Source organism: Sphingomonas sp. MJ1 (PH-R8) (assembly GCF_048058635.1).
Classification (GTDB): Bacteria; Pseudomonadota; Alphaproteobacteria; order Sphingomonadales; family Sphingomonadaceae; genus Sphingomonas.
Genome location: NZ_JBBEFX010000001.1, coordinates 304,316 through 327,854 on the forward strand (window position 1 = coordinate 304,316; position 23,539 = coordinate 327,854).

22 protein-coding genes and 1 pseudogene are annotated in these 23,539 nt (G+C 66.5%); 12 read left to right on the top strand and 11 right to left on the bottom strand.

The features are described from left to right. The first annotated feature begins 1 nt into the window (after position 1). The gene (locus VPH46_RS01420; protein WP_416608240.1) at positions 2-1,531 is read left to right on the top strand and encodes a Ppx/GppA family phosphatase; all 1,530 of its coding nucleotides are present in this window, start codon (positions 2-4) and stop codon (positions 1,529-1,531) included. Here VPH46_RS01420 and VPH46_RS01425 read toward each other — a convergent pair. Next, positions 1,509-1,814: an I78 family peptidase inhibitor gene (locus VPH46_RS01425; protein WP_416608242.1), complete on the bottom strand. Its 306-nt coding sequence runs from the start codon at positions 1,812-1,814 to the stop codon at positions 1,509-1,511. The two genes, VPH46_RS01420 and VPH46_RS01425, sit on opposite strands and share 23 nt — an antisense overlap. After that, entirely contained in the window at positions 1,811-2,986 is a 1,176-nt protein-coding gene (gene rnd / locus VPH46_RS01430; protein ID WP_416608244.1) for a ribonuclease D, read from the bottom strand. The genes VPH46_RS01425 and rnd overlap by 4 nt, the downstream gene beginning before the upstream one ends. A gap of 166 nt (positions 2,987-3,152) precedes the next feature. On the opposite strand from rnd, the gene aspS reads away from it, so the two are divergent. Together aspS and VPH46_RS01440 are read left to right on the top strand one after the other, a co-directional pair. Further along, positions 3,153-4,982, top strand: a complete 1,830-nt coding sequence (aspS, locus tag VPH46_RS01435; protein ID WP_416608246.1) for an aspartate--tRNA ligase — start codon at positions 3,153-3,155, stop codon at positions 4,980-4,982. Positions 4,983-5,057: 75 nt separating this feature from the next. After that, positions 5,058-5,831: a polyphosphate kinase 2 family protein gene (locus VPH46_RS01440; RefSeq protein WP_416608248.1), complete on the top strand. Its 774-nt coding sequence runs from the start codon at positions 5,058-5,060 to the stop codon at positions 5,829-5,831. Between the two features lie 3 nt (positions 5,832-5,834). Here VPH46_RS01440 and VPH46_RS01445 read toward each other — a convergent pair whose 3' ends face one another. Then, on the bottom strand, positions 5,835-6,464 hold the full coding sequence (locus VPH46_RS01445) for a carbonic anhydrase (protein ID WP_125959639.1): 630 nt from the start codon (positions 6,462-6,464) through the stop codon (positions 5,835-5,837). Positions 6,465-6,604: 140 nt separating this feature from the next. Between VPH46_RS01445 and lipA the strand changes: the two genes are divergently transcribed. After that, positions 6,605-7,531, top strand: a complete 927-nt coding sequence (gene lipA / locus VPH46_RS01450; protein ID WP_132883857.1) for a lipoyl synthase — start codon at positions 6,605-6,607, stop codon at positions 7,529-7,531. A 5-nt stretch (positions 7,532-7,536) separates the two neighbouring features. Then, entirely contained in the window at positions 7,537-8,034 is a 498-nt protein-coding gene (locus VPH46_RS01455) for a type II toxin-antitoxin system RatA family toxin (protein WP_239434773.1), read from the top strand. Here VPH46_RS01455 and VPH46_RS01460 read toward each other — a convergent pair. Genes VPH46_RS01460 through VPH46_RS01470 form a run of 3 tightly spaced genes read right to left on the bottom strand, consistent with a single transcriptional unit; the run spans position 7,959 to position 10,175 of the window. Further along, complete coding sequence (locus VPH46_RS01460; RefSeq protein ID WP_132883859.1) at positions 7,959-8,495, bottom strand: CinA family protein; 537 nt, start codon at positions 8,493-8,495, stop codon at positions 7,959-7,961. The two genes, VPH46_RS01455 and VPH46_RS01460, sit on opposite strands and share 76 nt — an antisense overlap. Before the next feature lie 4 nt (positions 8,496-8,499). Then, positions 8,500-9,018 carry a hypothetical protein gene (locus VPH46_RS01465; RefSeq protein WP_416608252.1) on the bottom strand — a complete coding sequence of 173 codons (519 nt, stop codon included), beginning with the start codon at positions 9,016-9,018 and terminating at the stop codon, positions 8,500-8,502. Next, on the bottom strand, positions 9,015-10,175 hold the full coding sequence (locus VPH46_RS01470) for a bifunctional 2-C-methyl-D-erythritol 4-phosphate cytidylyltransferase/2-C-methyl-D-erythritol 2,4-cyclodiphosphate synthase (RefSeq protein ID WP_416608254.1): 1,161 nt from the start codon (positions 10,173-10,175) through the stop codon (positions 9,015-9,017). Before VPH46_RS01470 ends, VPH46_RS01465 begins: the two co-directional genes overlap by 4 nt. Before the next feature lie 92 nt (positions 10,176-10,267). On the opposite strand from VPH46_RS01470, the gene dusB reads away from it, so the two are divergent. From dusB to hflX, 7 genes and pseudogenes are all read left to right on the top strand, one after another. Then, a complete protein-coding gene (gene dusB, locus VPH46_RS01475; protein ID WP_416608255.1) occupies positions 10,268-11,266 on the top strand; it encodes a tRNA dihydrouridine synthase DusB in 999 nt (332 codons plus the stop codon). An 11-nt stretch (positions 11,267-11,277) separates the two neighbouring features. After that, positions 11,278-12,369, top strand: a complete 1,092-nt coding sequence (locus VPH46_RS01480) for a two-component system sensor histidine kinase NtrB (RefSeq protein WP_416608257.1) — start codon at positions 11,278-11,280, stop codon at positions 12,367-12,369. Next, positions 12,366-13,808, top strand: coding sequence for a nitrogen regulation protein NR(I) (ntrC, locus tag VPH46_RS01485; RefSeq protein ID WP_416608259.1), 1,443 nt, complete (start codon positions 12,366-12,368; stop codon positions 13,806-13,808). The genes VPH46_RS01480 and ntrC overlap by 4 nt, the downstream gene beginning before the upstream one ends. An 89-nt stretch (positions 13,809-13,897) precedes the next feature. After that, positions 13,898-16,129, top strand: a complete 2,232-nt coding sequence (locus tag VPH46_RS01490) for an ATP-binding protein (protein WP_416608262.1) — start codon at positions 13,898-13,900, stop codon at positions 16,127-16,129. After that, a complete protein-coding gene (locus VPH46_RS01495; RefSeq protein WP_416608264.1) occupies positions 16,126-17,508 on the top strand; it encodes a sigma-54-dependent transcriptional regulator in 1,383 nt (460 codons plus the stop codon). The genes VPH46_RS01490 and VPH46_RS01495 overlap by 4 nt, the downstream gene beginning before the upstream one ends. 37 nt (positions 17,509-17,545) lie before the next feature. After that, positions 17,546-18,097 (top strand): annotated as a pseudogene (gene hfq, locus VPH46_RS01500) (RNA chaperone Hfq); the annotation flags it as partial. After that, positions 18,094-19,380, top strand: coding sequence for a GTPase HflX (gene hflX, locus VPH46_RS01505; protein WP_416608266.1), 1,287 nt, complete (start codon positions 18,094-18,096; stop codon positions 19,378-19,380). The pseudogene hfq and the gene hflX, both read left to right, overlap by 4 nt. A 17-nt stretch (positions 19,381-19,397) precedes the next feature. Here the strand turns inward: hflX and mazG are convergent, their stop codons facing one another. From mazG to metG, 5 genes are read right to left on the bottom strand one after another with little or no spacing between them, the layout of a single operon-like run. Beyond that, the gene (mazG, locus tag VPH46_RS01510; RefSeq protein WP_416608268.1) at positions 19,398-20,144 is read right to left on the bottom strand and encodes a nucleoside triphosphate pyrophosphohydrolase; all 747 of its coding nucleotides are present in this window, start codon (positions 20,142-20,144) and stop codon (positions 19,398-19,400) included. A gap of 51 nt (positions 20,145-20,195) precedes the next feature. Further along, positions 20,196-20,444 (bottom strand): hypothetical protein, encoded by a 249-nt coding sequence (locus VPH46_RS01515; protein ID WP_416608270.1) that lies wholly within the window; start codon positions 20,442-20,444, stop codon positions 20,196-20,198. Then, complete coding sequence (locus tag VPH46_RS01520) at positions 20,441-21,205, bottom strand: MBL fold metallo-hydrolase (RefSeq protein WP_416608271.1); 765 nt, start codon at positions 21,203-21,205, stop codon at positions 20,441-20,443. The genes VPH46_RS01515 and VPH46_RS01520 overlap by 4 nt, the downstream gene beginning before the upstream one ends. Then, the gene (locus VPH46_RS01525; protein WP_416608273.1) at positions 21,202-21,981 is read right to left on the bottom strand and encodes a TatD family hydrolase; all 780 of its coding nucleotides are present in this window, start codon (positions 21,979-21,981) and stop codon (positions 21,202-21,204) included. The genes VPH46_RS01520 and VPH46_RS01525 overlap by 4 nt, the downstream gene beginning before the upstream one ends. After that, positions 21,978-23,534: a methionine--tRNA ligase gene (metG, locus tag VPH46_RS01530; protein ID WP_416608275.1), complete on the bottom strand. Its 1,557-nt coding sequence runs from the start codon at positions 23,532-23,534 to the stop codon at positions 21,978-21,980. Before metG ends, VPH46_RS01525 begins: the two co-directional genes overlap by 4 nt. Positions 23,535-23,539: the final 5 nt, after the last annotated feature.

A 23,539-nucleotide genomic window follows, 5' to 3' on the forward strand; every position in this document is an offset into this window, starting at 1 on the left:
CATGGCGCTGCTTTCTCTCCTTCGCGCGCCTGCGGCGTTGCCTGCCGCGCCCGTGACCGCGCGGAACGCAATCATCGACATCGGCTCGAACTCCGTTCGCCTAGTGGTCTACAATGGGCCGCCACGATTGCCCTCCGTGCTCTTCAACGAGAAAGTGTTGGCCGGCCTGGGCGGCTCCCTCAGCCGCACTGGGAGCATCGATCGAAAGGCGATGGCGATGGCCGCAACGGCCCTCGCGCGCTTTGCATGGCTGACGCGGGAGATGGCGGTTCCGGAAGTCCGCACCGTCGCTACTGCCGCGGTCCGCGACGCGAGCAACGGGTCCGACCTGATCGCGCTTGCCGCGGCGGAAGGCCTTGAGGTCGAGATCCTGCCGGGCGAAGCGGAGGCAATCGGATCGGGGTATGGCGTGCTGTCCGCGTTTCCCGACGCGGACGGCATCGTGGGAGATCTGGGCGGCGGCAGCCTCGAACTGGTCCGGGTCTCCGGCGGAGAGGTGCGTGAGCGGGCATCTTTCCCCTTGGGTGTCCTGCGGATCGCCGCCATCCGCGAAAAGGGAAAGGACGCCTTGGCGCGCCACATCGCCGGGGTGCTGAAGAACAGCGGCTGGGCGGGGCGGGGATCGGGACTGCCCTTCTACCTCGTCGGAGGATCTTGGCGGGGACTCACCCAATGGGACATGCACCTGACGCGGTATCCGCTGCCGATCGTCAACGGCTATGCCATGTCTGCGGCGCGCATCCGCACGCTGGGGGCGATGCTGACGACCGCCAGCAAACAGGACCTGAAGGCGGTGCCGAACCTGTCCTCGGGCCGGATCCCGACGCTCGGGGACGCAGCCGCGCTGCTCTCAGAGGTGCTGTCGGGCCTAGGCTGCGAACGCACCGTGACGTCCTCCTTCGGTCTTCGCGAGGGGTTGCTCTACCAGGCGCTCGATCCGGAAGCGCGGCGAGAGGATCCGCTGCTGGCGGCTGCACGTGAGGAAGGTCGCCGGCTCTCGCGGTTCGAAGAACATGGCGACCTGCTGAACCAGTGGATCGCACCGCTGTTCGCCGACGAGCCCGCGGATCTGGCACGGCTCCGCCACGCCGCATGCCTCCTTGCCGATGTCGGTTGGCATGCCAACCCGGACTTCCGCGCCGAACGCGGCGTGGAAATCGCGCTGCATGGCCAATGGGTGGCGATCGATCCGGCTGGCCGCGCGCTGGTGGCGCAAGCGCTGCACACCGCGCTGGGGGGCGGAAGCGATTCGCCGGCACCGCTCCCGACGCTCGCCCGATCCGAGATGCTGGATACGGCGCGGCGGTGGGGGCTCGCAATCCGGCTGGGCCAACGGTTGAGCGGCGGCCTGGGAGCGCCGCTCAACCGAACGCGTCTGGAACGCGCCGGCCGTGCCATTCTCCTGCGCTACGCGCCGGTGGATGCTGCCTTGTACGGTGAGGCCGTCGAAAAGCGCCACCGAGCGCTTGCCGCGGCCTTCGGACTGGAAGCCGCGGCAGGGAGCGCCGTCAGCCGCAGCGGAAGCGAGTGACCTTGCCGCCGGCGTCGATGTCGACGTTGAGGCGGTCGGGCCGGAAGTCCATGGTTACTGCACTGTCGGGAGCGATCCACCGCATCGCGCGCGCTCCGGAACGGCGCAGCGCTTCCGCTGCCAGGTCGGAGCTTGCGGGCGAGCCGACCAGGTCGGCGAGCGGCTCGATCTTGCACAAACCCTCGCCGAGGGTACCCGCCTCGGGCGGGGCCGACGGCTCCTGCGTCGCGACGGTAGGCGTGCAGCCGGCAAGCGCCACCAGCGGGAAGAGATACCGGATCATTCTGCAGTCTCCGTCAACGTCATCTTGAGCTTGCCGCCTCCGACCGAGAACGCCATGCGGCCCTCCACCAGCGCGAGGGCGTCGCGCCCGAACTCTTCATAGCGCCATCCCTGAAGAATGGGCAGCTTGTCCCGCTGCCCCGCCGCCAGCGCTTCGAGCTCGTCGGAACGGGCGAGCAGGCGGGCGGCGACGTTGATGTCGCGGGCGCGGATCTTCAGGAGCAGCTTGAGGAGGTCGGCGACGAGCGCCCCTTCCTTGCCCAGCGATGGCCCGCGCTCGTCCCGGGCGGGCATCTCGGACGCGGGGAGCGGCGTCGCATCCGCCAACGCCGCCATCAGGCGGCCCCCGATGTCGTTCCCCGCCCAGGTGGCCGAGAGCCCGCGCACCTTGGCAAGGTCCGCCTGCTTCTTCGGCGGGTTGCCGGCCAGGTCGGCGATGGTCTCGTCCTTCACGATGCGGCCGCGGGGCAGGTCCTTGCCCTGTGCTTCGTGTTCGCGCCAGCGGGCCAGCGCCTTCAGGCGGCCGAGCACCTCGGGCTTGCGGCTGTTGATGCGGATGCGCTGCCAGGCGAGATCGGGATCGTTGAAATAGTTGGAGGGATTTCCGATCCGCTCCATCTCCTCGTCGAGCCAGTCGCCGCGCCCGGTCTTGCGGAGGCGGTTGAGCATCTTGGGAAAGATCTTGGACAGGTGCGTCACATCGGCGATGGCGTAATCCAGCTGCCGGCTGTCGAGCGGACGGCGGCTCCAGTCGGTGAAGCGCGCGCCCTTGTCGACGGTGATGCCCAGATAGGCGTCGACGAGATTGGAGTAGCCGACCTGCTCGCCCTGACCGAGCGCCATCGCCGCGACCTGCGTGTCGAACAGCGGGTGGGGCGTCTTGCCCGTCAGGTTGTAGACGATCTCCAGGTCCTGCCCGCCAGCATGGAAGACCTTCAGCACGTCCTCGTTCTCGACCAGCAGGTCGAGCAGGGGCTTGAGGTCGATGCCCGGCGCCATCGGGTCGACCGCGGCGGCTTCCTTGTCGTCGGCGATCTGGATCAGGCACAGCTCTGGATAATAGCTGTTCTCGCGCATGAACTCGGTGTCGACGCAGACATAGTCGGCAGTGGCGAGACGTGCGCACAGATCGGCAAGGGCGGCGCTGTCGGTGATCAACGGATGGATGTGCATCGCATGCCCATAGGCGGTGCTGCGGGTTGACAAAAGGGGGATGGGGAGGGAAGCGGCGGGCCTGCCTTTCCTCGCCGTTTCAGCATGGGCCGGGGATTTCGCGTTCAGAGCGTCGTGCTTGCGAAATCCCGGCTCACGCTGGGCGGCGCAATCTAGAGATTGCACTATGCACGCCTATCGTACGCACAACTGCAGCCAGCTGGACGCCGACAACGACGGCCAGGAAGTCCGCCTGTCGGGTTGGGTGCACAGGAAGCGCGACCACGGCGGTGTGCTCTTCATCGACCTTCGCGACCATTACGGCATCACCCAAATCGTCGCGGACAGCGATTCGCCGGCGCTGCCGACGCTCGAGTCGCTGCGCGCGGAATCGGTCGTGACCATCGACGGCGTCGTGAAGCGCCGCAGCGAGGCGACTGTGAACCCGAACCTCGCCACCGGCGAGATCGAGGTGTTCGCGCGCGCCGTGACCGTCCAGTCGATGGCCCAGGAACTGCCGATGCCGGTGGCGGGCGACGCGGAATATCCCGAGGACATCCGCCTGCGCTATCGCTTCCTCGACCTGCGTCGCGAGAAGGTGCACGCCAACATCATGCTGCGCGCGCAGGTGATCGCGTCGCTTCGCCGTCGCATGATCGACCAGGGCTTCACCGAGTTCCAGACGCCGATCCTCACCGCCTCGTCGCCGGAAGGTGCGCGCGACTATCTGGTGCCGAGCCGCGTCCACCCGGGCAAGTTCTACGCGCTTCCGCAGGCGCCGCAGATGTTCAAGCAGCTGCTGATGGTCGCCGGCTTCGACCGCTATTTCCAGATCGCGCCCTGCTTCCGCGACGAGGATGCCCGCGCCGACCGTTCGCCGGGTGAGTTCTACCAGCTCGACTTCGAGATGAGCTACGTCACGCAGGACGACGTGTTCGCCGCCATCGAGCCGGTGCTGCACGGCGTCTTCGAGGAATTCGCCGACTGGCAGGGCAAGGGCCGCACCGTCAGCGCGCTGCCGTTCAAGCGCATCCCGTACCGCGAATCGATGCTGAAGTACGGCAACGACAAGCCCGACCTTCGCAACCCGCTGATCATCACCGACGTGTCGGAGCTCTTCAAGGGCTCGGGCTTCGGCCGCTTCGCGTCGATCGTGGAAGCGGGCGACGTGGTGCGCGCGGTGCCGGCACCGGGCACGGCCGAAAAGAGCCGCAAGTTCTTCGACGACATGAACAGCTGGGCCCAGTCGGAGGGCTTCGCCGGTCTGGGCTATGCCACCCGCAAGGGCGGCGAGTGGGGCGGCCCGATCGCCAAGAACCACGGCGAGGAAGGCATGGCCAAGATCGCCGAGGCGCTGGGCCTCGGGCTGGACGACGGCGTGTTCTTTGCCGCCGGCAAGGAAGCGCAGGCCGCCAAGCTCGCGGGCCTTGCCCGCACCCGCGTCGCCGACCAGCTCGGCCTGATCGACGACAGCCGCTTCGAGTTCTGCTGGATCGTCGACTTCCCGATGTTCGAGTATGACGAGGACGCCAAGAAGGTCGACTTCAGCCACAACCCCTTCTCGATGCCGCAGGGCGAGCTGGAGGCGCTGGAGAGCAAGGACCCGCTCGACATCCTCGCCTATCAGTATGACATCGTCTGCAACGGCATCGAGCTGTCGTCGGGCGCGATCCGGAACCACCGTCAGGAAATCATGTACAAGGCGTTCGAGATCGCCGGCTATTCGCAGGCGGACGTCGACGCGAACTTCGCGGGCATGATCAACGCGTTCAAGTATGGCGCCCCGCCGCACGGCGGCTCGGCACCGGGCGTGGATCGCATCGTCATGCTGCTGGCCGACGAGCCGAACATCCGCGAGGTCATCACCTTCCCGATGACGCAGAAGGCCGAGGATCTGATGATGGGCGCGCCGAGCTTCGTCTCGAACAAGCAGCTGCGCGAGCTCAACATCCGGGTGACCGCGGACACGGCGAAGAAGGACACCGCCGAAGTCGTGGCGCCGAAGGCGGCAGGCTGATCTCGAGCTCGCCGGCGCGTATGGTGCGCCGGCGGGCGTGCGGAACGGCACGGGGGCTCGCGCGCTTGTAGCGGCATGACCCTCTGCCTTTCCGATCACGAGACCGGCGCCAAATACCATGGCGACTATGACGAGGATTTGAAGGCGCTTCAGAAGCGGCTCCAGCACATCCAGGTCGCGCACATCGTGCATGGCCGCTCCGCTATCGTCATGTTCGAAGGTTGGGATGCTGCGGGCAAGGGTGGGATCATCCAGCGGCTGACGGCCCGCTGGGACCCTCGGCACTTTCGGGTCCATCCCGTCGCGGCTCCGACCGACGAAGAGCGCGCCCGCCATTTCCTCTGGCGGTTCTGGCGCGATCTTCCGCCGGTGGGCTCGATCGCGCTGTTCGATCGCAGCTGGTATGGACGCGTGCTGGTGGAGCGGGTGGAGAGGCTCGCTACCCCCGACGCATGGCAGCGCGCCTATGGCGAGATCAACGCGTTCGAGGCGCAGCAGGTCGCGTCCGGCACTACGCTGGTGAAGCTTTTCGTGCATGTGACGCAGGAGGAGCAGGACGAGCGGCTGCGCGCCCGGATCGATGATCCCTGGAAACGCTGGAAAACGGGGCCAGACGATTTCCACAACCGCAGCCGGCGCGCGGACTATCTGGAGGCAATGGCGGACATGTTCGCCCGCACCGACACCCCGCAGGCGCCATGGATCGCGATCGACGGAAACAACAAAAAAGCCGCTCGGATCGCGGCACTCACCGCGATCGCCGAGCGACTGGAAAGGGCGGTCCCAATGGACCCGCCGCCGCTGACCGGCGAGTTGGCCACCCTCAGGGACCAACTCGCCGGCGGTTAACGGTCAGGCTGCCGAGAAGACGTCGTTCTCGTCGCGGACGCGCAGCTTGCCGTCGGCGATCGCGAACACTGCGCCATGAATGCTCAGGCGGCCGTCTTCGACCCGTTCCTTGACGAACGGGAAGGTCATCAGATTGGCCATGGAGACGCGGACGCCTTCCTGCTCCAGCGCGGCCTGGCCCTCAGGGCCGTCACCATATTGCGCGAGAACGCGGTCGCGGGCTTCGTCGAGGAGGTCGATCCAGTGAGCGACAAAGCCGCCTTCGCCGGGCGCAGCATGCTCCAGGCTACGGGTAAGCGCTGCGTTGACGCCGCCGCAGGCACCGTGGCCCATGACGAGGATTTCTTCGACTTCGAGCTTGGTCACGGCGAATTCGAGTGCCGCGGAAACGCCGTGGCGGCCGCCGCCGACTTCGAACGGCGGCACCAGGTTCGCCACGTTGCGGACCACGAACACTTCGCCGGGCCGGGTGCCGAACACGGTCGCCGGATCGACTCGGCTGTCCGAGCAGGCGATGATCATCACCCGCGGGGACTGGCCCGTCTTGAGCTCCGCCCAGCGCTCGCGTTCTTCCTGCCATTCACCGCCGCGGAAGCGGTAATAGCCTTCGATGAGGTCGGTCATGCGTGTCATAGGGGCCGGACTATCAAAGCCCGCGGGGCGAGGCGAGTAACAAACGATTTCTGCGCGCGGCCTTTCGCGTGCGCCCAGGGCAAGCTCACTTGCGGCGCTCGGCGGTTGTGGGAGCGCCCCGCGAGCGCTATCTGGCGCCCATGAACGAGATGACGCCGCTCGCCCGCCCGCCCCGCGAACGCAAGCCCGACTGGATCCGCGTCAAGGCGCCGACTTCGGCCGGTTTCGCCGCGACGCGCGCGCTGATGCGGTCCAAGAGCCTGACGACCGTCTGCGAGGAAGCGGCGTGCCCGAACATCGGCGAGTGCTGGTCCAAGAAGCACGCGACGGTGATGATCCTGGGCGACACCTGCACCCGGGCCTGCGCCTTCTGCAACGTGAAGACCGGCATGCCGCGCGCCGTCGATCCGATGGAGCCGCAGAACGTCGCCGATGCCGCCGCTCAGATGGGGCTGAACCACATCGTCATCACCTCGGTCGATCGCGACGACCTGCCGGATGGCGGTGCGAAGCAGTTCGTGAAGGTGATCGAGGCGATCCGCAACGCCAACCCCACGACGACCATCGAGATCCTGACGCCTGACTTCCGCAACAAGCATGAGGCGGCGGTCGAGGCGATCGTTGCCGCCCGGCCGGACGTCTACAACCACAATCTGGAGACGGTGCCGCGGCTTTATCCGACGATCCGCCCGGGCGCGCGCTACTACGCGTCGCTGCGGCTGCTGGAGAGCGTGAAGAAGCTCGATCCGTCGATTTTCACCAAGTCGGGCGTGATGCTGGGACTGGGCGAGGAGCGCCTGGAGATCCACCAGGTGATGGACGACATGCGTTCGGCCGACATCGATTTCCTGACCATGGGTCAGTACCTCCAGCCGACGCCGCGGCATGCGAAGGTGGCTGAGTTCGTGACGCCAAAGGCGTTCGACGCCTATGCCGCGATCGCGCGCGCGAAGGGATTCCTGCTGGTCGCTTCTTCGCCGCTCACGCGGTCGAGCTATCATGCGGGCGACGACTTCGAGAAGATGCGCGCCGCACGCGAGGCCAAGCTCGGCGTGGCGCGGGGCTGAACGCGATGCCGCGCCATTCTGAAACGCGCCATCTGCCCTACACGCCGGAACAGATGTTCGAACTCGTCGCCGACGTTGGTCGCTACGGCGAGTTCCTGCCCTGGGTGAGCGCGACGCGTGTCCGCTCGAACAGCGAAAGCGAGATGGTCGCCGACATGGTCGTCGGCTTCAAGGGCCTGCGTGAGACCTTCACCTCGAAGGTTTCCAAGGAGCGGCCGGGCCACATCCGCGTCGACTATCTCGATGGGCCGTTGAAGTATCTGAACAACGACTGGAAGTTCCGGTCGGACGGGCAGGGCGGCACGCTGGTCGACTTTTGCGTCGATTTCGCGTTCAAGAACCGCATGTTTGAACTTCTCGCCGGGCAGGTGTTCGATCGTGCGCTTCGCAAGATGATCGGCGCCTTCGAGGAACGCGCCGCCGTGCTTTACGGCGCGGGGGGCAGTTCCTCCTCGAGCCCGACGCCCGGCAGCAGCAGCTCAAGCGCCCACAGCGCTGCCTGAAGCCGCACGTCCCCGCGGTCTGCCGCGGGGAAATGGCGCGAGTCCGCCATCACGTGTTGGGGATCGCCGCCGCGCTCGGCGCGTGCGAACACCACCGTTCCCACCGGCTTCTTCTCCGTTCCGCCGCCGGGCCCGGCGACACCGGTGATCGCCACGCCGACATCGGCGTCGGTCACTTCGATCAGACCCTGTGCCATGCTCCAGGCGGTCGCGATCGACACGGCGCCGAACGTCTCCAGAACGTCGGTGCTGACGTTCAGCACCTTCGCCTTCAGTTCGTTGGAATAGGTAACCAGCCCGCCCTCGAACACTTCGGAGGAGCCGGGAATGGCGGTGATCGCCGCAGAGACGAGGCCGCCGGTGCAGCTTTCCGCAACGGCAATGCGGCGGCCGGCAGCACGGTTTTCCTCGACCACGCGGCGCGCGGCCTCAACGAGCGGGGAGGGGAGAATAGTATCCATCTTCTTATTCCTTGCCGGCCGGGCAGACCGGCAAGCGCATCATCGGGCGCGGGCTTGCGGCGTCGGCCTGCGCGAACAGCACGAGCAGTGCGGCGGTGTTACGAGCCGGGAGCGGCTGCACCAGCGTCAGCGCCCGTTCCACGGTGGGGCAGTCCTTCGCCTTCAGGTCGCCCGTGACGAGGGGCGCGACCAGCGCTCCGATCATTGGCTTGGCAAAGGCGGAGTCGAGCATCTGGCTCACGTCCGGACCAGCGATCTTGAGCAGCGCTTTGCGAGCCTCCGGCCACGCACGCTCGGACTCGGCCTCATATTTCGAGAGAAGCGCACCGCTCGTCTGCCGCAGCAGGGCCGTCGCCGGCAACGCGGCCGCGCAACGCTGCCCCGTCTGTCGGATCAGGTCGGGGGCGACGAACAGTACCAGCGCCTCCGCTTCGGCGCGGGTGACACAGGCGTTGGTCTGCGCCTGCGCGGCTCCTGCCGTCGCGAGTAGCGCAGCCAGCGCCGCTGAGAAAAAGGGCTTCATCCTGCCTCCGGGATCCGGACGGTGGCGATCGCCTGGGCGGCGATGCCCTCGCCGCGGCCGGTGAAGCCCAGCCGCTCCGTGGTGGTTGCCTTGATGCTCACCTGGTCCTCGGAAAGCACCAGCAGGTCTGCGATCCGGGTGCGGATCGCCTCGCGAAGCGGTCCGATCTTCGGAGCCTCGCAGATCAGCGTCAGGTCGACGAAGTCGATGATCCCGCCCTTCGCGCGGATCAGGTCGGCGGCATGAACCAGGAAACGGTCGGATGCAGCCCCCTTCCACTGCGGGTCACTGGGGGGAAAGTGCGTGCCGATGTCGCCGGCACCGATCGTCCCCAGCAGCGCGTCGGTGAGGGCATGGAGCCCCACGTCTGCGTCGCTGTGGCCGGAGAGGCCGCGATCGTGCGGGATCCGGATGCCGCCGAGCCACAGTTCCTCGCCCGCCTCGAGTCGATGGACGTCGTAGCCGGTGGCGCTGCGGACGCGGAAGCGGACCGCAGCGCGCGCCTCGGCCGCGGCAAAGTCGCCGGGATAGGTGACTTTCTCGAGCATGATATCTCCCATCACCGGCACGACCTTGCCTCCGGCGACGCGCAGCAGTTGTGCGTCATCTGTCGGCTCGACCTCCGCAGCCCAGCCGCGGTGCGCCGCGAGAATAGCGGAAAAGGCGAATGCCTGCGGTGTCTGGACACGCACCAGTTCTTCGCGCGGTACGACCTCGCCTAGTGCATCGCCGACGGCCCGTGCGACGGTGTCCGCCACCGGCAGCACCGGCACCGCCCCCGGCGCAGCATTCAGCGCGCTCAGCAGCCGGTCGATGACGTCGGCGTTCAGAAACGGACGCGCCGCATCGTGGATCAGCACCCGGTCGGCGCCCCCCGTTGCCGCGATCGCCTCCAAACCTGCGAGCACCGACAGACGGCGCGTGGCGCCGCCTTCGACGTGGGGCACCGGGCCGAGAGCGGCTTCCAGCGCCTCCACCTGATCGGCACCGGTCACCACCAGAACGTGATCGATAGCAGGGTGGCCGGCGAGGGCGGCATGGCTGTGCGCCACCATCGGCCGACCGGCGACCGATGCGAATTGCTTGGGAAGCGCGCTGCCGGACCGTTCGCCACGACCTGCGGCGACGATCAGCGCGACCGTGCGATGGCCGTTCATGCGGCGCCGGTTAGCGCAAGCGGCTGCGCGCCGCCAGCCTTGCCTAGTGCGGCCCAGTCGCGTACAGGCTGCCCGTTTTTCAGGCACATCCGATGCAGACCCTCGCTCCCATCCAGATCGGTCCCGTGACCGTCTCCGCGCCGGTGATCCTCGCGCCCATGACGGGCGTGACCGATCTGCCGTTCCGACGTATTGTGCGCCGATACGGCTCCGGTCTCAACGTCACCGAGATGATCGCCAGCCAGGCGGCCATTCGCGAGACTCGCCAGTCGATCCAGAAGGCAGCGTGGGATCCGGCCGAAGAGCCGGTGTCGATGCAGCTGGTCGGCTGCACGCCCGCGGAGATGGCCGAAGCCGCGAAGCTCAGCGAGGAGCGTGGCGCGGCGATCATCGACATCAACATGGGCTGCCCGGTTCGCAAGGTGACGAACGGCGACGCCGGATCGGCGTTGATGCGCGACCTGAAGCTCGCCGCGGCACTCATCGACGCGACGGTGAAGGCGGTGAAGCTGCCCGTCACGGTCAAGATGCGGATGGGTTGGGACCACAGCAGCCTCAACGCGCCGGAACTCGCCCGGATTGCCCAGGATCTCGGCGCGCGGATGGTGACGGTCCACGGCCGCACCCGCAACCAGATGTACAAGGGCGAGGCGGACTGGGCGTTCATCCGCAGCGTGAAGGACGCCGTGTCGATCCCGGTGATCGCGAACGGCGACATCTGCTCCGTCGAGGATGCGCGAAAGGCGCTCGACCAGTCCGGCGCCGATGGCGTGATGATCGGTCGCGGCGCCTATGGACGCCCGTGGCTCCTTCGGCAGGCGATGGACGCGCTGACGGACGGAACCGAGCGGGCGGATCCGACGCTCGACGAGCAATATCTCCTGATTGCAGAGCATTACGAGATGATGCTGGAGCATTATGGCACCGAAGTGGGTGTAAACATGATGCGCAAGCACATCGGTTGGTACACGCGCGGCCTGCATGGGTCTGCCGAGTTCCGCAACAAGGTGAACCAAGAGGCGGATCCGGCCGTCGTCCGGCGGATGCTGGCCGAGTTCTACGCCCCCTGGCGCTCTCGCGCGGCTGCTTGAGCCGTATCGACATGACAAGCGGCACTGCCGCACCGTCCATCGGAGAGCCGGGTCCGGCGGACTGGTTCGCGGCGTTGCCGGTGGCGGCGCTGGTGGTGCGACCGGATGGAACCGTTGCGCATGCGAACAGCGCCTGCGAGAGCCTGCTGAACCATTCGGAACGCGCGATGCAGGGCCAGCCGGTCGATCTGCTTGTCCGCCTCCCGGCCGAACCCGCGGCACGCCGCGACGGGCACGGATTCGCCGCATATGACGTTGAACTCGTGCTCGATCGCACAGGGCCGGTGCGCGCCGACTATGTCGAGGGGGCACTGCCGGAGCAGCCGGGTTGGCGCATCGTCACCATCCATCCGGAAGGGGCGTCGCGCCGCTTTGCCAGTGCGGGGGACCGAGGTGGAGCCCGGGCGGCAATCGGCGCTGCCGCGATGCTCGCGCACGAGATCAAGAATCCGCTTTCGGGGATCCGGGGCGCCGCGCAGTTGCTTGCGCAGGTGGGGCAGGAGGACGAGCGGCGGGAGCTCACCAGCCTGATCACGGCGGAGGTCGACCGGGTCGCCGCTCTGATCGATCGGATGGAGGACTTCACCGACCAGCGGCCTCGGACACTCGAAGCGCGCAACATCTATCCGTTGATCGCGCATGCGCGGCAGATCGCTGCCGCCGGGTTCGCGAGCAGGATTCTCATCGAGGAGCGGTTCGATCCCTCGCTTCCCGACGTGCTGCTCGAGAGCGACGCCTTTGTGCAGTTGTTGCTCAACCTCCTGAAGAACGCTGCCGAGGCGCTAGGCGAGACGGCGGCACCCCGGATCACGCTGGCGACGGCATACCGGCATGGCGTTTCCGTGAGCGGGGGGCGCGGCAAACCAAGCCGGCCGCTGCCGATCGAGTTGTGCGTGATCGATAACGGTCCTGGCGCGCCTCCCGATCTCGCGGAGCATCTGTTCGAACCCTTTGTCTCCGGAAAGCGGGAGGGACGTGGACTCGGGCTGCCGCTGGTGGAGAAACTGGTCGGCGAGCTCGGCGGCGTGATCCGCTACGCACGCGAAGGCGAGCCGCCCTCCACCGTCTTCCGTATCCTCTTGCCGAGAGCACCCGACGCATGATCGACGCCTCCGTTCTGGTCGTGGACGATGACGCGAGCATTCGCACCGTCATCGCGCAGGCGCTGCGGCGCGACGGCTATCGGGTCTCGGCCGCTGCCTCCCTCACGCAGCTTCGGGCGGAGATCGGGGCTGCGCTGCCGGACGTGCTGATCACCGATGTCGTCCTGCCGGATGGAGACGGGCTGGAGATGGCGACCAAGCTGCGGGCCGAGCACCCCGGCCTGCCGATCATCGTGCTCTCTGCGCAGAATACGCTGACGACGGCGGTGCGGGCGAACGAGGCCGGTGCCTTCGACTATCTTCCCAAGCCCTTCGACCTGGACGTGCTCGGAATGGCGGTGAAGGCGGCGCTCGCTCGGCGTACCAGCGCACCCGCGGATCCGGGCGAGGCCATCGACGCCAATCTCCCGCTGATCGGGCGCTCGCCCGCGATGCAGGACGTATATCGGGTGATCGCCCGGGTGGTTTCCAGCGACCTGACAGTGCTGATCTCCGGCGAGTCGGGAACGGGCAAGGAACTCGTCGCCCGCGCCCTGCACGACCTCGGACCGCGACGTCGGGCGCCCTTCATCGCGCTCAACATGGCGGCGATCCCGCGAGAGCTTATCGAAGCGGAGCTGTTCGGGCATGAGCGCGGTGCCTTTACCGGCGCTGCTCAGCGCGTCGCTGGCAAGTTCGAGCGGGCCGCGGGCGGTACGCTGTTTCTCGACGAGATCGGCGACATGCCGATGGAGGCGCAGACGCGCCTCCTGCGCGTGCTGCAATCGGGTGAGTTCACGACCGTCGGCGGTGCCAGGACCATCCGCGCCGACGTTCGCATCGTGGCGGCAACCAACCGGGATCTTGCGTCCCTGGTGCAGGCGAATGCGTTCCGCGAAGACTTGTTCTATCGTCTGAACGTGGTGCCGGTTGCCCTGCCGGCGCTGCGGGAGCGGCGGCAGGACATAGCGCTGCTTGCTCGGCATTTCCTGAATCGCGCAGCGGAGGAAGGACTTCCGCGCCGGTCCCTTTCCGCAGACGCCGTCGCCGCGCTGGAGGGGCATGATTGGCCGGGCAACGTTCGCGAGCTCGAGAACCTGATGCGGCGCTGCGCAGTGCTGGGACGGGACGAGCGGATCAGCGCCGACGAACTCCGCGGTTCCTTCGGCGACGGTACGCGCAGCCTTGCGCCTGCCGAGGGGGAAGGGGCGATCGACGGGGCGGTCCGCGCCTTTCTCCGGCGCCTCGCCAACGATAGCCCGCAGGCGCTGGACGACGGCACCCTTTACGATCGGGTGATCGCGGAGGTCGAGCGTCCGTTGATCGAGGCGATGCTGGAGCGGCACGGCAACAACCAGTTGCGGGCTGCGCGGGCGCTGGGCATCAACCGCAACACGCTGCGCAAGCGCCTGGATGACCTGGCGATCGAGCCGGGGATGGCCCGAACGCTCCCCCGCTGAGCAGCCTCCATCCGTCCGACGCGGACGAATATGTGTTTTCTCGGCAACAGTAACGTTGTACGCCATGGCGGATGGTCAATGGCGCGAGGATGGAGAACAGGCGGAGCTTCACGCTCCCGACGCGCTTCGTTCCAGCCATAGAGTTCGGCGTTCTGGCAATCGCCATTGCGGTGGGTGTCGGCAGCTACTTCGTCTTGTCCGGAGGCGAGCGGCAGCATCTGCTCACCCCTCCGGTGATGGCGCTGCTCCTCGTCTCCAACCTGCTGCCTTGCATGGCGCTGCTGGTGTTGCTGGGGCGTCGCGCGGCCAAGAAGCGCGCAGCGTCAATCGGAGGCGGCGGCGCGCTGCACGTGCGCCTCGTCGCGATGTTCTCGTTGCTGGCAAGCGTCCCCATGCTGCTGGTCACCATCTTCGCATCGCTGCTGTTCCAGACGGGCGTGGAGTTCTGGTTCTCCGACCAGGCGCGCAGCATGCTGGTCGATGCCCGCGCGCTGACGCAGGAAAGCTACCGGCAGATCCTCAGCTACGTTCGCAACGAAGTCGTGACCATGGCGGGTGACCTCGGCCCGGTCCTCCGGGAGTATCCGACGGACCAGCTGGAGGTGCAGCAGTTCTTTGCGCAGCAGGCCTACTACCGGAACCTGTCGGAAGCGGTCATCTTCTCCATCTCTCCCAAGGGAGAACTCCAGACACAGCTCTTCTACAACCCCACGGATCGCGATCTCTCGACGGAGTTCGACATGAGCCGGGTCCGCGCGCTGTCGAACAGCGACGCCATCACGGACATCAAGAACGGTCGTTCGCGGTCGGTCACTCGCATCCCCGGCGTCGACAACCTGTACCTGTACGGCGGGCGCGAGTGGGACATGACCAAATATCTGGCCTTGTCCGGTCGTGCGGAGACGATGCTGAAGAGTTACCAGGCATTTCTCGGCCGATCCGGCTCGATCCAGTTGCGGTTCAATATCTCGCTGTTCGTCATCTCACTGATGATCGTGGGGCTCGCGGTGTGGGTGGCGCTGGTCGTGGCGGATCGCCTCGTGCGCCCCGTTGGCGAACTGGTGCAAGCCGCAGACCGGGTTGCGGGCGGCGACCTGACCGCGCGCGTCGCCATTCCGCGGCGGATGGACGAGATCGGCACCCTCGCAACCGCCTTCAACCTGATGACCCAGCGGCTGAACGAGCAGACGAGCGCGTTGGTGAAGGCGAACGAACAGATCGACAGCCGACGCGCCCTCATTGAGGCGGTGATGTCCGGCGTCAGCGCCGGCGTCATCTCGGTCGGGCCCGATCGCGCCATCCGGGTGATCAACGCCTCTGCTGCCAATCTGCTGGGGGTCGATGCGGCCGCGGCAGTCGGAAAACCGCTTGCTGCCGTGGCTGCCGAACTCGATGCGACGCTCGCGGGGGACGCCCGGGAGGCGATCGTCCAGCTGCAGGCGCGGGGAGAGGCGAAGACGCTGGCCGTCAAGATCACGCGGGACGATGGCAGCTTCATCCTGACCTTCGATGACATCACGCAGCAGTTGCTGGACCAGCGGCGCGCCGCCTGGTCGGACGTGGCGCGCCGCATCGCGCACGAGATCAAGAACCCGCTCACCCCGATCCAGCTCGCCGCCGAGCGGCTCAAGCGGCGATATGGCCGGCAGATCGAAAATGACGACGGCACCTTCGCAAAGCTCACCGATACGATCGTGCGGCAGGTGGGCGATCTGCGTCGGATGGTCGACGAGTTCTCGTCCTTTGCCCGCATGCCCAAGCCCGTCTTCCATGAAGAGTCGATGCTCGACATCGCGCGCCAAGCGGTGTTCCTGCACGAAGTTGCCCATCCCGACATCACCTTCACCCTGGTCGCCGAGGAGGGACTTCCGCCCGTTGTCTGCGATCGCCGCCAGTTCGGCCAGGCACTCACGAACATCGTCAAGAATGCCGTCGAAGCGGTTGAGGGGCGGCCGGAAAACTCCCCCAAGGGGGAGGTCTGCGTCAGCCTCCAGGAAATCGGCGCTGATCAGTTGCAGCTGACGGTCAGCGACAACGGGATCGGCCTTCCGGTGGAGCGGGATCGGATCGTCGAGCCGTACATGACCACGCGTGCACGGGGCACGGGCCTCGGCCTCGCCATCGTCAAGAAGATCGTCGAGGAGCATTTTGGCAGCATCAGCTTCGGCGATCGTCCCGGGGGCGGCACCGTCGTCACCATCACACTCGACCTGAACGTCCTTGCAGCACTGGAGGGAGAGGGGGCAGCTTCGGGCTATACCGCCCCCGAAGAGTCTCAACGCCAGGCAATGCTTACCCGTAACGGAACACTCCGCTCATGAAGCTCGATATTCTTGTCGTCGATGACGAAACCGACATCCGCGATCTCGTCTCCGGTGTGCTGGAAGACGAGGGCTATGAAACGCGGGGTGCTGCCGATAGCGATGCAGCGCTGGAGGCGATCGCCGCAAGGCGTCCGTCACTGGTGTTGCTAGACGTGTGGCTGCAGGGTTCGCGGCTGGACGGGCTCGAACTGCTCGACGTCATCAAAGAGCGGGACCCCACGCTTCCTGTGCTGGTGATCTCCGGCCACGGCAACATCGACACTGCGGTGGCGGCGATCCGTCGCGGTGCCGTCGACTTCATCGAGAAGCCGTTCGAGGCAGAGCGCCTGCTGTTCCTGGTAGAACGCGCGACCGAAACCGAGCGGCTGCGCCGCGAGGTCGCCTCGCTGCGTGCTTCGGCAGGTCGTGAGGACGACCTCACCGGCAGTTCCGCGGCGATCAATACCGTCCGCGCGACGCTCAAGCGCGTGGCCTCCACCGGCAGCCGCGTGCTGATCACCGGCGGCCCCGGCATCGGCAAGGAAGTCGCGGCCCGCCTGCTTCATGGCTGGAGCCAGCGCGCCGCTGCGCCCTTTGTGATCGTGAGCGCCGCGCGGATGACGCCCGAGCGCGTGGAAGAAGAGCTGTTCGGGGTGGAGGAGGGCGGTGAGCTCGTCCGCCCGGGTCTGCTCGAGCAGGCGCATGGCGGCACCTTGTTCCTGGACGAGATCGCCGACATGCCGATCGCGACCCAGGCCCGCATCCTGCGGGTGCTGACCGATCAGAGCTTCACACGCGTCGGAGGCCAGCGCGTCGTCAAGGTGGACGTGCGGGTCGTCTCAGCCACCGCGCGGAACCTGCAGGACGAGATTGCGGAGGGCCGTTTCCGCGAAGACCTCTACTACCGCCTCAACGTCGTTCCGGTCGTGATCCCGGCGCTCACCGAGCGCCGCGAGGACATACCGGCGCTGGTGGAGCATTTCGTGGCGCACTACGCCTCCGAGCGGCGGGTGCCGACGCCGGAGATCGCTCCCGATGCGATGGTGGCGCTGCAATCCTATGAGTGGCCGGGCAACGTCCGCCAGCTGCGCAATGTCGTCGAACGTACCGTGATCCTTGCTCCCGGCAACCGCATTGGCCGGATCGACGTGGACCTGCTTCCTCCGGAAGTGCTCGGTACGCCCGGCGAGGGGAGCGGCGGACTGGGTGCCAATGCCATCATGGGGGCGCCACTCCGCGAGGCCCGGGAGTCGTTCGAGCGGGAATATCTGCGGGTGCAGATCCGGCGTTTCTCAGGGAACATCTCGCGCACTGCGAGCTTCATCGGCATGGAGCGTTCCGCGCTTCACCGGAAACTGAAGTTGCTTGGGATCACCGAAACCCGCGGCGACGAGTAGCATGGTGGACGCGGCCGCTTCCGCGTCCTAAGTCAGCCCCGCACCGTCGCGGGGACGGGGCAATGCGGGAGAACCCGCCAAAAACAAAGGGCAGGACATGGCCGAGAAGCAGAGCTCGCTCCAGGATCTCTTCCTCAACGCGCTTCGGCGCTCCAAGACACCAGTAACGATGTTCCTCGTGAAGGGCGTAAAGCTGCAGGGCATCGTCACGTGGTTCGATAATTTCTCGGTGCTGCTGCGGCGCGACGGACAGTCGCAGCTGATCTACAAGCACGCCATTTCCACCATCATGCCCGCAGGGCAGGTCGATCTTGACCCGATCGTAGCTGCCGCTGCGGAGCAAAGCTCTCGCAACGCGCTGCTTCAGGAGATTTTCCTGAACGCGGTGCGGAAGAACCACGAGAGCGTTACCATGTTCCTGGTCAACGGCGTGATGCTGCAGGGGCAGATTGCAGCCTTCGACCTGTTCTGCATGCTGCTGCAGCGCGACGGTGTCTCGCAGCTGGTCTACAAGCATGCCGTGTCGACGATCCAGCCGGCGCATCCGCTGAACTTGGCCGAGGAACAGGCCGGATCGGACGCAGATTGAGCGGCGGGTTCGAACGCGACGTCGAGGAGTTTTCGCGCGGCGCGCGTGCGCTGATCGTGCTCCCGGACATGGGTGGATCGGCGCGCGATGCCGACGCTCGTCTCGCGGAGACGGCGGGGCTCGCGCTGGCAATCGGGGTCGAAGTGCAAGAGCGCGTGGCCCTGCGCGTACGACAACCGCGCGCCGCCACGCTGATCGGCAGTGGGCAGGTCGACGCGCTCGCCGAAACGGTCCGCGACCAGGACTTGCAGCTCGCGGTATTTGATGCCGCCCTCACCCCGATCCAGCAGCGGAACCTGGAGAAGGGCCTTGGCTGCAAGGTCATCGATCGCACCGGCCTGATCCTGGAGATCTTCGGTGAACGTGCGCGCACGGCCGAGGGACGCCTGCAGGTGGAGCTTGCCCACTTGGACTATCAGGCCGGCCGCCTTGTTCGCAGCTGGACCCACCTCGAACGGCAGCGGGGCGGCTTCGGCTTCCTGGGCGGTCCTGGTGAGACGCAGATCGAGGCCGACCGCCGCCTGATCCGCGACCGCATGGCGCGGCTGCGGCGCGAGCTGGAGAGCGTGTCGCGCACCCGCGGGCTGCACCGGGATCGCCGGCAGCGGGCGCCTTGGCCTGTCGTCGCGCTGGTCGGCTATACCAACGCCGGCAAGTCTACGCTGTTCAACCGGCTGACCGGGGCGGAGGTGATGGCAGAGAACCTGCTGTTCGCGACGCTCGATCCAACGCTTCGGCAAATCTCGCTGCCGGGCGTGGACAAGGTGATCCTGTCGGACACGGTGGGCTTTGTCTCGGAGCTGCCGACTCAACTCGTTGCAGCGTTCAAGGCGACCCTGGAAGAGGTCGTTTCGGCCGACCTGCTCGTCCACGTCCGCGACATCGCGCATCCGGACACCCAAGCTCAAGCGGACGATGTCGAGGCGGTGCTCTCCGAGATCGGCGTGGACGAAGCCACGCCCAGGATCGAAGCCTGGAACAAGCTGGACCTTCTGGAGGCCGACGACCGCACGGAGCTTGAAGGCGAGGCGTCGCGCCGCGACGATGTCGTCGCAATCTCAGCGCTGACCGGGGAGGGGGTGGACACGCTCCTTCGCACCATCGCCGATCGCCTGACCCAAGGACATCGGCGCTATCGCATCGCCCTGGCCCCGGAAGACGGCGCCAGCGCGGCGTGGCTGCACGCCCATGGCGAGGTAATCGACCATTGGATGGAGGGTTCAAGCGCCTTGTACGATGTCCGCATGGCGCCAACGGACTATGAGCGGTTCCTCACACGCTGAGTGAGGAACCGTCTCACTTACGAGCGCTCAGCGGTCTTGGCGGCGGCCCAGAGCGCTTCCTTTTCGTCCAAGGTCAGGTCTGGAAACGACGGTCCTGCATGTGCCTCCATGGCAGCGAAGCGGCGCTCGAACTTGGCATTTGCGCTCCGTAACGCTGCCTCAGGATCGACTCCGAGGTGCCGGGCCCAGTTCACGACGGCGAAGAGCAGGTCGCCGACTTCCTCTTCCAATTCCGTCGGCGGAGCACCTTCGATTTCAAGCAGTTCCTCGTCGATCTTCGCACGGGGACCGCTCGCATCCGGCCAGTCGAAGCCGACGCGTGCGGCCCGCTTCTGGAGCTTTTCGGCGCGGCTGAGCGCCGGCAGGCCGAGCGCAACGCCGCCCAGCGCGCCGCCACTTTCGTTCGTCTTCTTTGCGCCGCGTTCCGCAGCTTTGATGGCTTCCCAGCCGGGGCTCGCCGTGGCGTCGCCGAAGATATGCGGATGACGGCGCTCCATCTTGTCGCTGATCGCCGCAACCACGTCAGGCAAGGCGAATTGGCCGGCTTCCTCGGCAATGCGGCTGTGGAACACGACCTGCAGCAGCAGGTCGCCGAGCTCTTCCTTTAGGTCCGGGACGTCGCCGCGGGCGATTGCGTCCGCAACCTCATAGGCTTCTTCGATCGTGTACGGCGCGATCGTGGCGAAGGTCTGAGCGCGATCCCATTCGCAGCCATGCTCAGGATCCCGAAGGCGTGCCATGATCCTGACCAACCGCTCGATCATCAAAACGACCCCACTTCCGAAGAATACATCAGACCGGTAATCTGCATTATGTTAACGCGCGGCTGAATATAGAACGAGTGCTGCGCTACCGGAGCCTGTGCTGCCCTCGTTCTCCTCAGCCGTACCACTGAGATGGTGCACACTCACCACCGCCAGAACGATCAGTGCGCCGATGAGCAGCCACGCCAACAACGAGCGCACAATCGTACCTCTGCTCGGCCGGCGGGCGATCAGCGCGGATACAGCAAGCACCAGCGCTCCGATGCCCCAGAGCAGCTCGGCGCTGCTCTCCAGGCTCAAGCGGCCAGTTCCAAGCCGTCGAAGCCGGGCTCGACGTGCGCAGGCAGCCGGGATAGCAGCGCCCGGTAATCCAGGCTGTGGTCCATGTGGATCAACACCGCTCGCGGATCACCGCACGCCTTTATCAGCGCCAGCGCCTCGTCCACCGTCGGATGGGTCGGATGCGGTGCATCCCGCAGCGCATCGACGACCATCAGGTCGCACCCTCGGTAAAGCGCAAGCATCGCGTCTGTCACTTCGTTGAAGTCCGTCGCGTAAACGACGGAACGACCACCACTTTCGAAGCGAAGGCCTGCGGACCGGATCGCCCCATGCGGCTGATCGGTCACGGAAATGTCGATGTCGCCGATCCGCAGCCGGTCCGGGAGCTCCTGCGCGTCGACGGTTGCCCGGTAGCCATTGCGGCCGAAGAAGACGTAGCCGAAGCGTTCCCGCAGCACTGCCAGTGTCTCAGGACGGGCATAGCCGCGTACCGGCTGTCCGCGCAGATGAAACAGCTGCCGCAGGTCGTCGATGCCATGGCAGTGATCGGCATGGTCGTGGGTCCAGAGCACCGCATCAACGTCTGTCACCTCGGCGTCGAGCAGCTGCTGCCGCATGTCGGGACCGGTATCGATCAGGATGCGCGTGGTGTCCGTCTCGACCAGTGCCGACACGCGTGTGCGCCGGTTACGGGGCTCCGTCGGATCGCATGCTCCCCAGTCTCCGCCAAGCCGCGGCACGCCCGACGAAGTGCCGGAGCCCAGGATGCGGATCTTCACGCGATCGTTTTCGCAAACAGCGCGTGGAAGTTCGCGCGGGTGGTATCTGCCAGCCCCTCGACGTCCTCTCCGCGCAGTTCCGCAAGGAAGCGGCAGGTGTCCGCGACATAGGCGGGCTCGCCGGGGCGTCCGCGATGCGGCACCGGCGCCAGGAACGGCGCGTCGGTCTCCACCAGCAGGCGCTCGCGCGGCAGCCAGCGCGCCGTTTCCTGGAGATCGCGCGCATTCTTGAACGTCACGATGCCGGAGATGGAGATGTAGAAGCCCAGGTTTAGCGCTTGGCGCGCGAACTCGGCAGTGCCGGTAAAGCAATGGATCACGCCGGGGAAGCTCCCCTTCCCCAGCTCTTCCGTCAGGATCGCCGCGGTATCCGCTTCGGCATCCCGCGTGTGCACCACCACCGGAAGGCCGGTTTGCCGGCAGGCGGCAAGATGGCTGCGGAAGCTCGCTTGCTGCCGCGCACGATCCGAGTGCTCGTAGTAGTAATCCAGCCCGGTCTCCCCGATGCCTACGACGCGAGGATGGGCGGCACGGGCAACAAGCCGCTCAGTATCGACCTCCGGGTAGCTGTCCGCTTCGTTCGGGTGAATGCCGATGGTCGCCCAGACGTCCGACTCACGCTCGGCAGTGGCGATCACTGCGTCCCACTCGTTCTCGCGCGTCGAGATGTTGAGCATCGCCACCACGCCGGCGTTCCGCGCGCGCGCCAGCACCTCCGGCTGCTGCTCGAAGACACCCTTGTAGTTCAGGTGGCAGTGGCTGTCGGCGAGCTTCATGCGGATACCGCAGCCTCTTCCAGGACGAGCCGCGGGAAGATCGGTGCGGGCGGAGCAATGCGTAACCCCGCGTCCGCCGCACGGATATACCAATCGAAGTCAGCGAGCGCGGCATGATCGCGCGCATCTTGGCCCAACTGGTCGAGGACACGACCAGCCGAGGTGGGGATCACCGGCCATACCAGGATCGCGAGATCGCGGATGGCCCGCACCAGCGTACCGAGCACGGCATGCATCCGCTCGGGGTCGGTCTTACGCAGCGACCAGGGCGCCTGTGCGTCGATATATTGGTTGCAGGCAAACACTCCCCGCATCCAGCTTTCCAGTGCCTGGCCCAAGGAAAGGGCGGCGAACTCTTCGCGGAATGCGGCGCCTGCCTCCGCCACCTGGGCGAGCAAGGCGTCGTCGGCGGGGTCACTGCGGCCGGGCAACGGCAGCACGCCGTCGAGGTTCTTGGCGATGAACGACAAGGTGCGCTGGGCGAGGTTCCCGAAGCTGTTTGCGAGATCGGCGTTGGCACGCGTGACGATCGCCTCGTCCGAGAAGGTCCCGTCCTGGCCGAAGCTGATGTCGCGCAGCAGGAAATATCGCAGCGCATCGACACCATACAGCCCCGCAAGGGCCATGGGGTCGATGACGTTGCCGGTCGACTTGGACATTTTCTCCCCGCGGTTGAGGAGGAAGCCATGGCCGAATACCTGCCGCGGCAGCGCGAGCTTGGCCGACATCAGGAAGGCAGGCCAATAGACCGCGTGGAACCGGACAATGTCCTTTCCGATCAGGTGGAGGTCCGCGGGCCAGAAGCGCGCCATGTCCCCACCATCCGGATAGCCGGCGCCCGTGAGGTAATTGGTCAGTGCATCGACCCAGACGTACATGACGTGACCGGGGCTACCCGGCACCGGCACGCCCCAGTCGAAGCTGGTACGCGACACCGACAAGTCGGCAAGCCCTCCCTCGACGAAGCGCAGCACCTCGTTGCGCCGGCTCTCGGGCTGGATGAACTCCGGATGCGTCGCATAGAAATCGAGCAGCGGCTGCTGGTACTTGGAAAGCCGGAAGAACCAGGTCTCCTCGGCGGTCCACTCGACGGGTGTGCCCTGGGGCGAGAGGCGAACGCCCCCTTCCCCATCGGTCAGTTCCTTCTCTTCGTAGAACGCCTCGTCGCGAACGGAGTACCAGCCCTCGTAGCGCGACAGGTACAGGTCGCCGGCATCGGCCATTGCCTGCCAGATCGCCTGGCTGGCCGCATAGTGTGCAGGCTCCACAGTCCGGATGAAACGATCATAGGAGATGTCAAGCTTGTCCGCCATCTCATGGAAATGGCTCGACATCTCGTCGGCAAGCGCGCGCACTTCCATGCCCCGCTTGCGTGCGGTCTGCACCATCTTGAGGCCGTGCTCGTCGGTCCCGGTCTGGAAGCGGACGTCGCGGCCCGCCTGGCGGTGAAAACGCGCGATCGCGTCGGCGGCGATCATCTCATAGGCGTGGCCGATGTGCGGCTTACCGTTGGGATAATGGATCGCGGTGGTGATGTAATAGGGCTCGGCCATGCCGT

Coding starts and splice junctions, on each gene's coding strand:
- VPH46_RS01420 (WP_416608240.1), top strand. CDS start 2: ATGGCGCTGCTTTCTCTCCTTCGCGCGCCTGCGGCGTTGCCTGCCGCG.
- VPH46_RS01425 (WP_416608242.1), bottom strand. CDS start 1,814: ATGATCCGGTATCTCTTCCCGCTGGTGGCGCTTGCCGGCTGCACGCCT.
- rnd (WP_416608244.1), bottom strand. CDS start 2,986: ATGCACATCCATCCGTTGATCACCGACAGCGCCGCCCTTGCCGATCTG.
- aspS (WP_416608246.1), top strand. CDS start 3,153: ATGCACGCCTATCGTACGCACAACTGCAGCCAGCTGGACGCCGACAAC.
- VPH46_RS01440 (WP_416608248.1), top strand. CDS start 5,058: ATGACCCTCTGCCTTTCCGATCACGAGACCGGCGCCAAATACCATGGC.
- VPH46_RS01445 (WP_125959639.1), bottom strand. CDS start 6,464: ATGACACGCATGACCGACCTCATCGAAGGCTATTACCGCTTCCGCGGC.
- lipA (WP_132883857.1), top strand. CDS start 6,605: ATGAACGAGATGACGCCGCTCGCCCGCCCGCCCCGCGAACGCAAGCCC.
- VPH46_RS01455 (WP_239434773.1), top strand. CDS start 7,537: ATGCCGCGCCATTCTGAAACGCGCCATCTGCCCTACACGCCGGAACAG.
- VPH46_RS01460 (WP_132883859.1), bottom strand. CDS start 8,495: ATGGATACTATTCTCCCCTCCCCGCTCGTTGAGGCCGCGCGCCGCGTG.
- VPH46_RS01465 (WP_416608252.1), bottom strand. CDS start 9,018: ATGAAGCCCTTTTTCTCAGCGGCGCTGGCTGCGCTACTCGCGACGGCA.
- VPH46_RS01470 (WP_416608254.1), bottom strand. CDS start 10,175: ATGAACGGCCATCGCACGGTCGCGCTGATCGTCGCCGCAGGTCGTGGC.
- dusB (WP_416608255.1), top strand. CDS start 10,268: ATGCAGACCCTCGCTCCCATCCAGATCGGTCCCGTGACCGTCTCCGCG.
- VPH46_RS01480 (WP_416608257.1), top strand. CDS start 11,278: ATGACAAGCGGCACTGCCGCACCGTCCATCGGAGAGCCGGGTCCGGCG.
- ntrC (WP_416608259.1), top strand. CDS start 12,366: ATGATCGACGCCTCCGTTCTGGTCGTGGACGATGACGCGAGCATTCGC.
- VPH46_RS01490 (WP_416608262.1), top strand. CDS start 13,898: ATGGAGAACAGGCGGAGCTTCACGCTCCCGACGCGCTTCGTTCCAGCC.
- VPH46_RS01495 (WP_416608264.1), top strand. CDS start 16,126: ATGAAGCTCGATATTCTTGTCGTCGATGACGAAACCGACATCCGCGAT.
- mazG (WP_416608268.1), bottom strand. CDS start 20,144: ATGATCGAGCGGTTGGTCAGGATCATGGCACGCCTTCGGGATCCTGAG.
- VPH46_RS01525 (WP_416608273.1), bottom strand. CDS start 21,981: ATGAAGCTCGCCGACAGCCACTGCCACCTGAACTACAAGGGTGTCTTC.
- metG (WP_416608275.1), bottom strand. CDS start 23,534: ATGGCCGAGCCCTATTACATCACCACCGCGATCCATTATCCCAACGGT.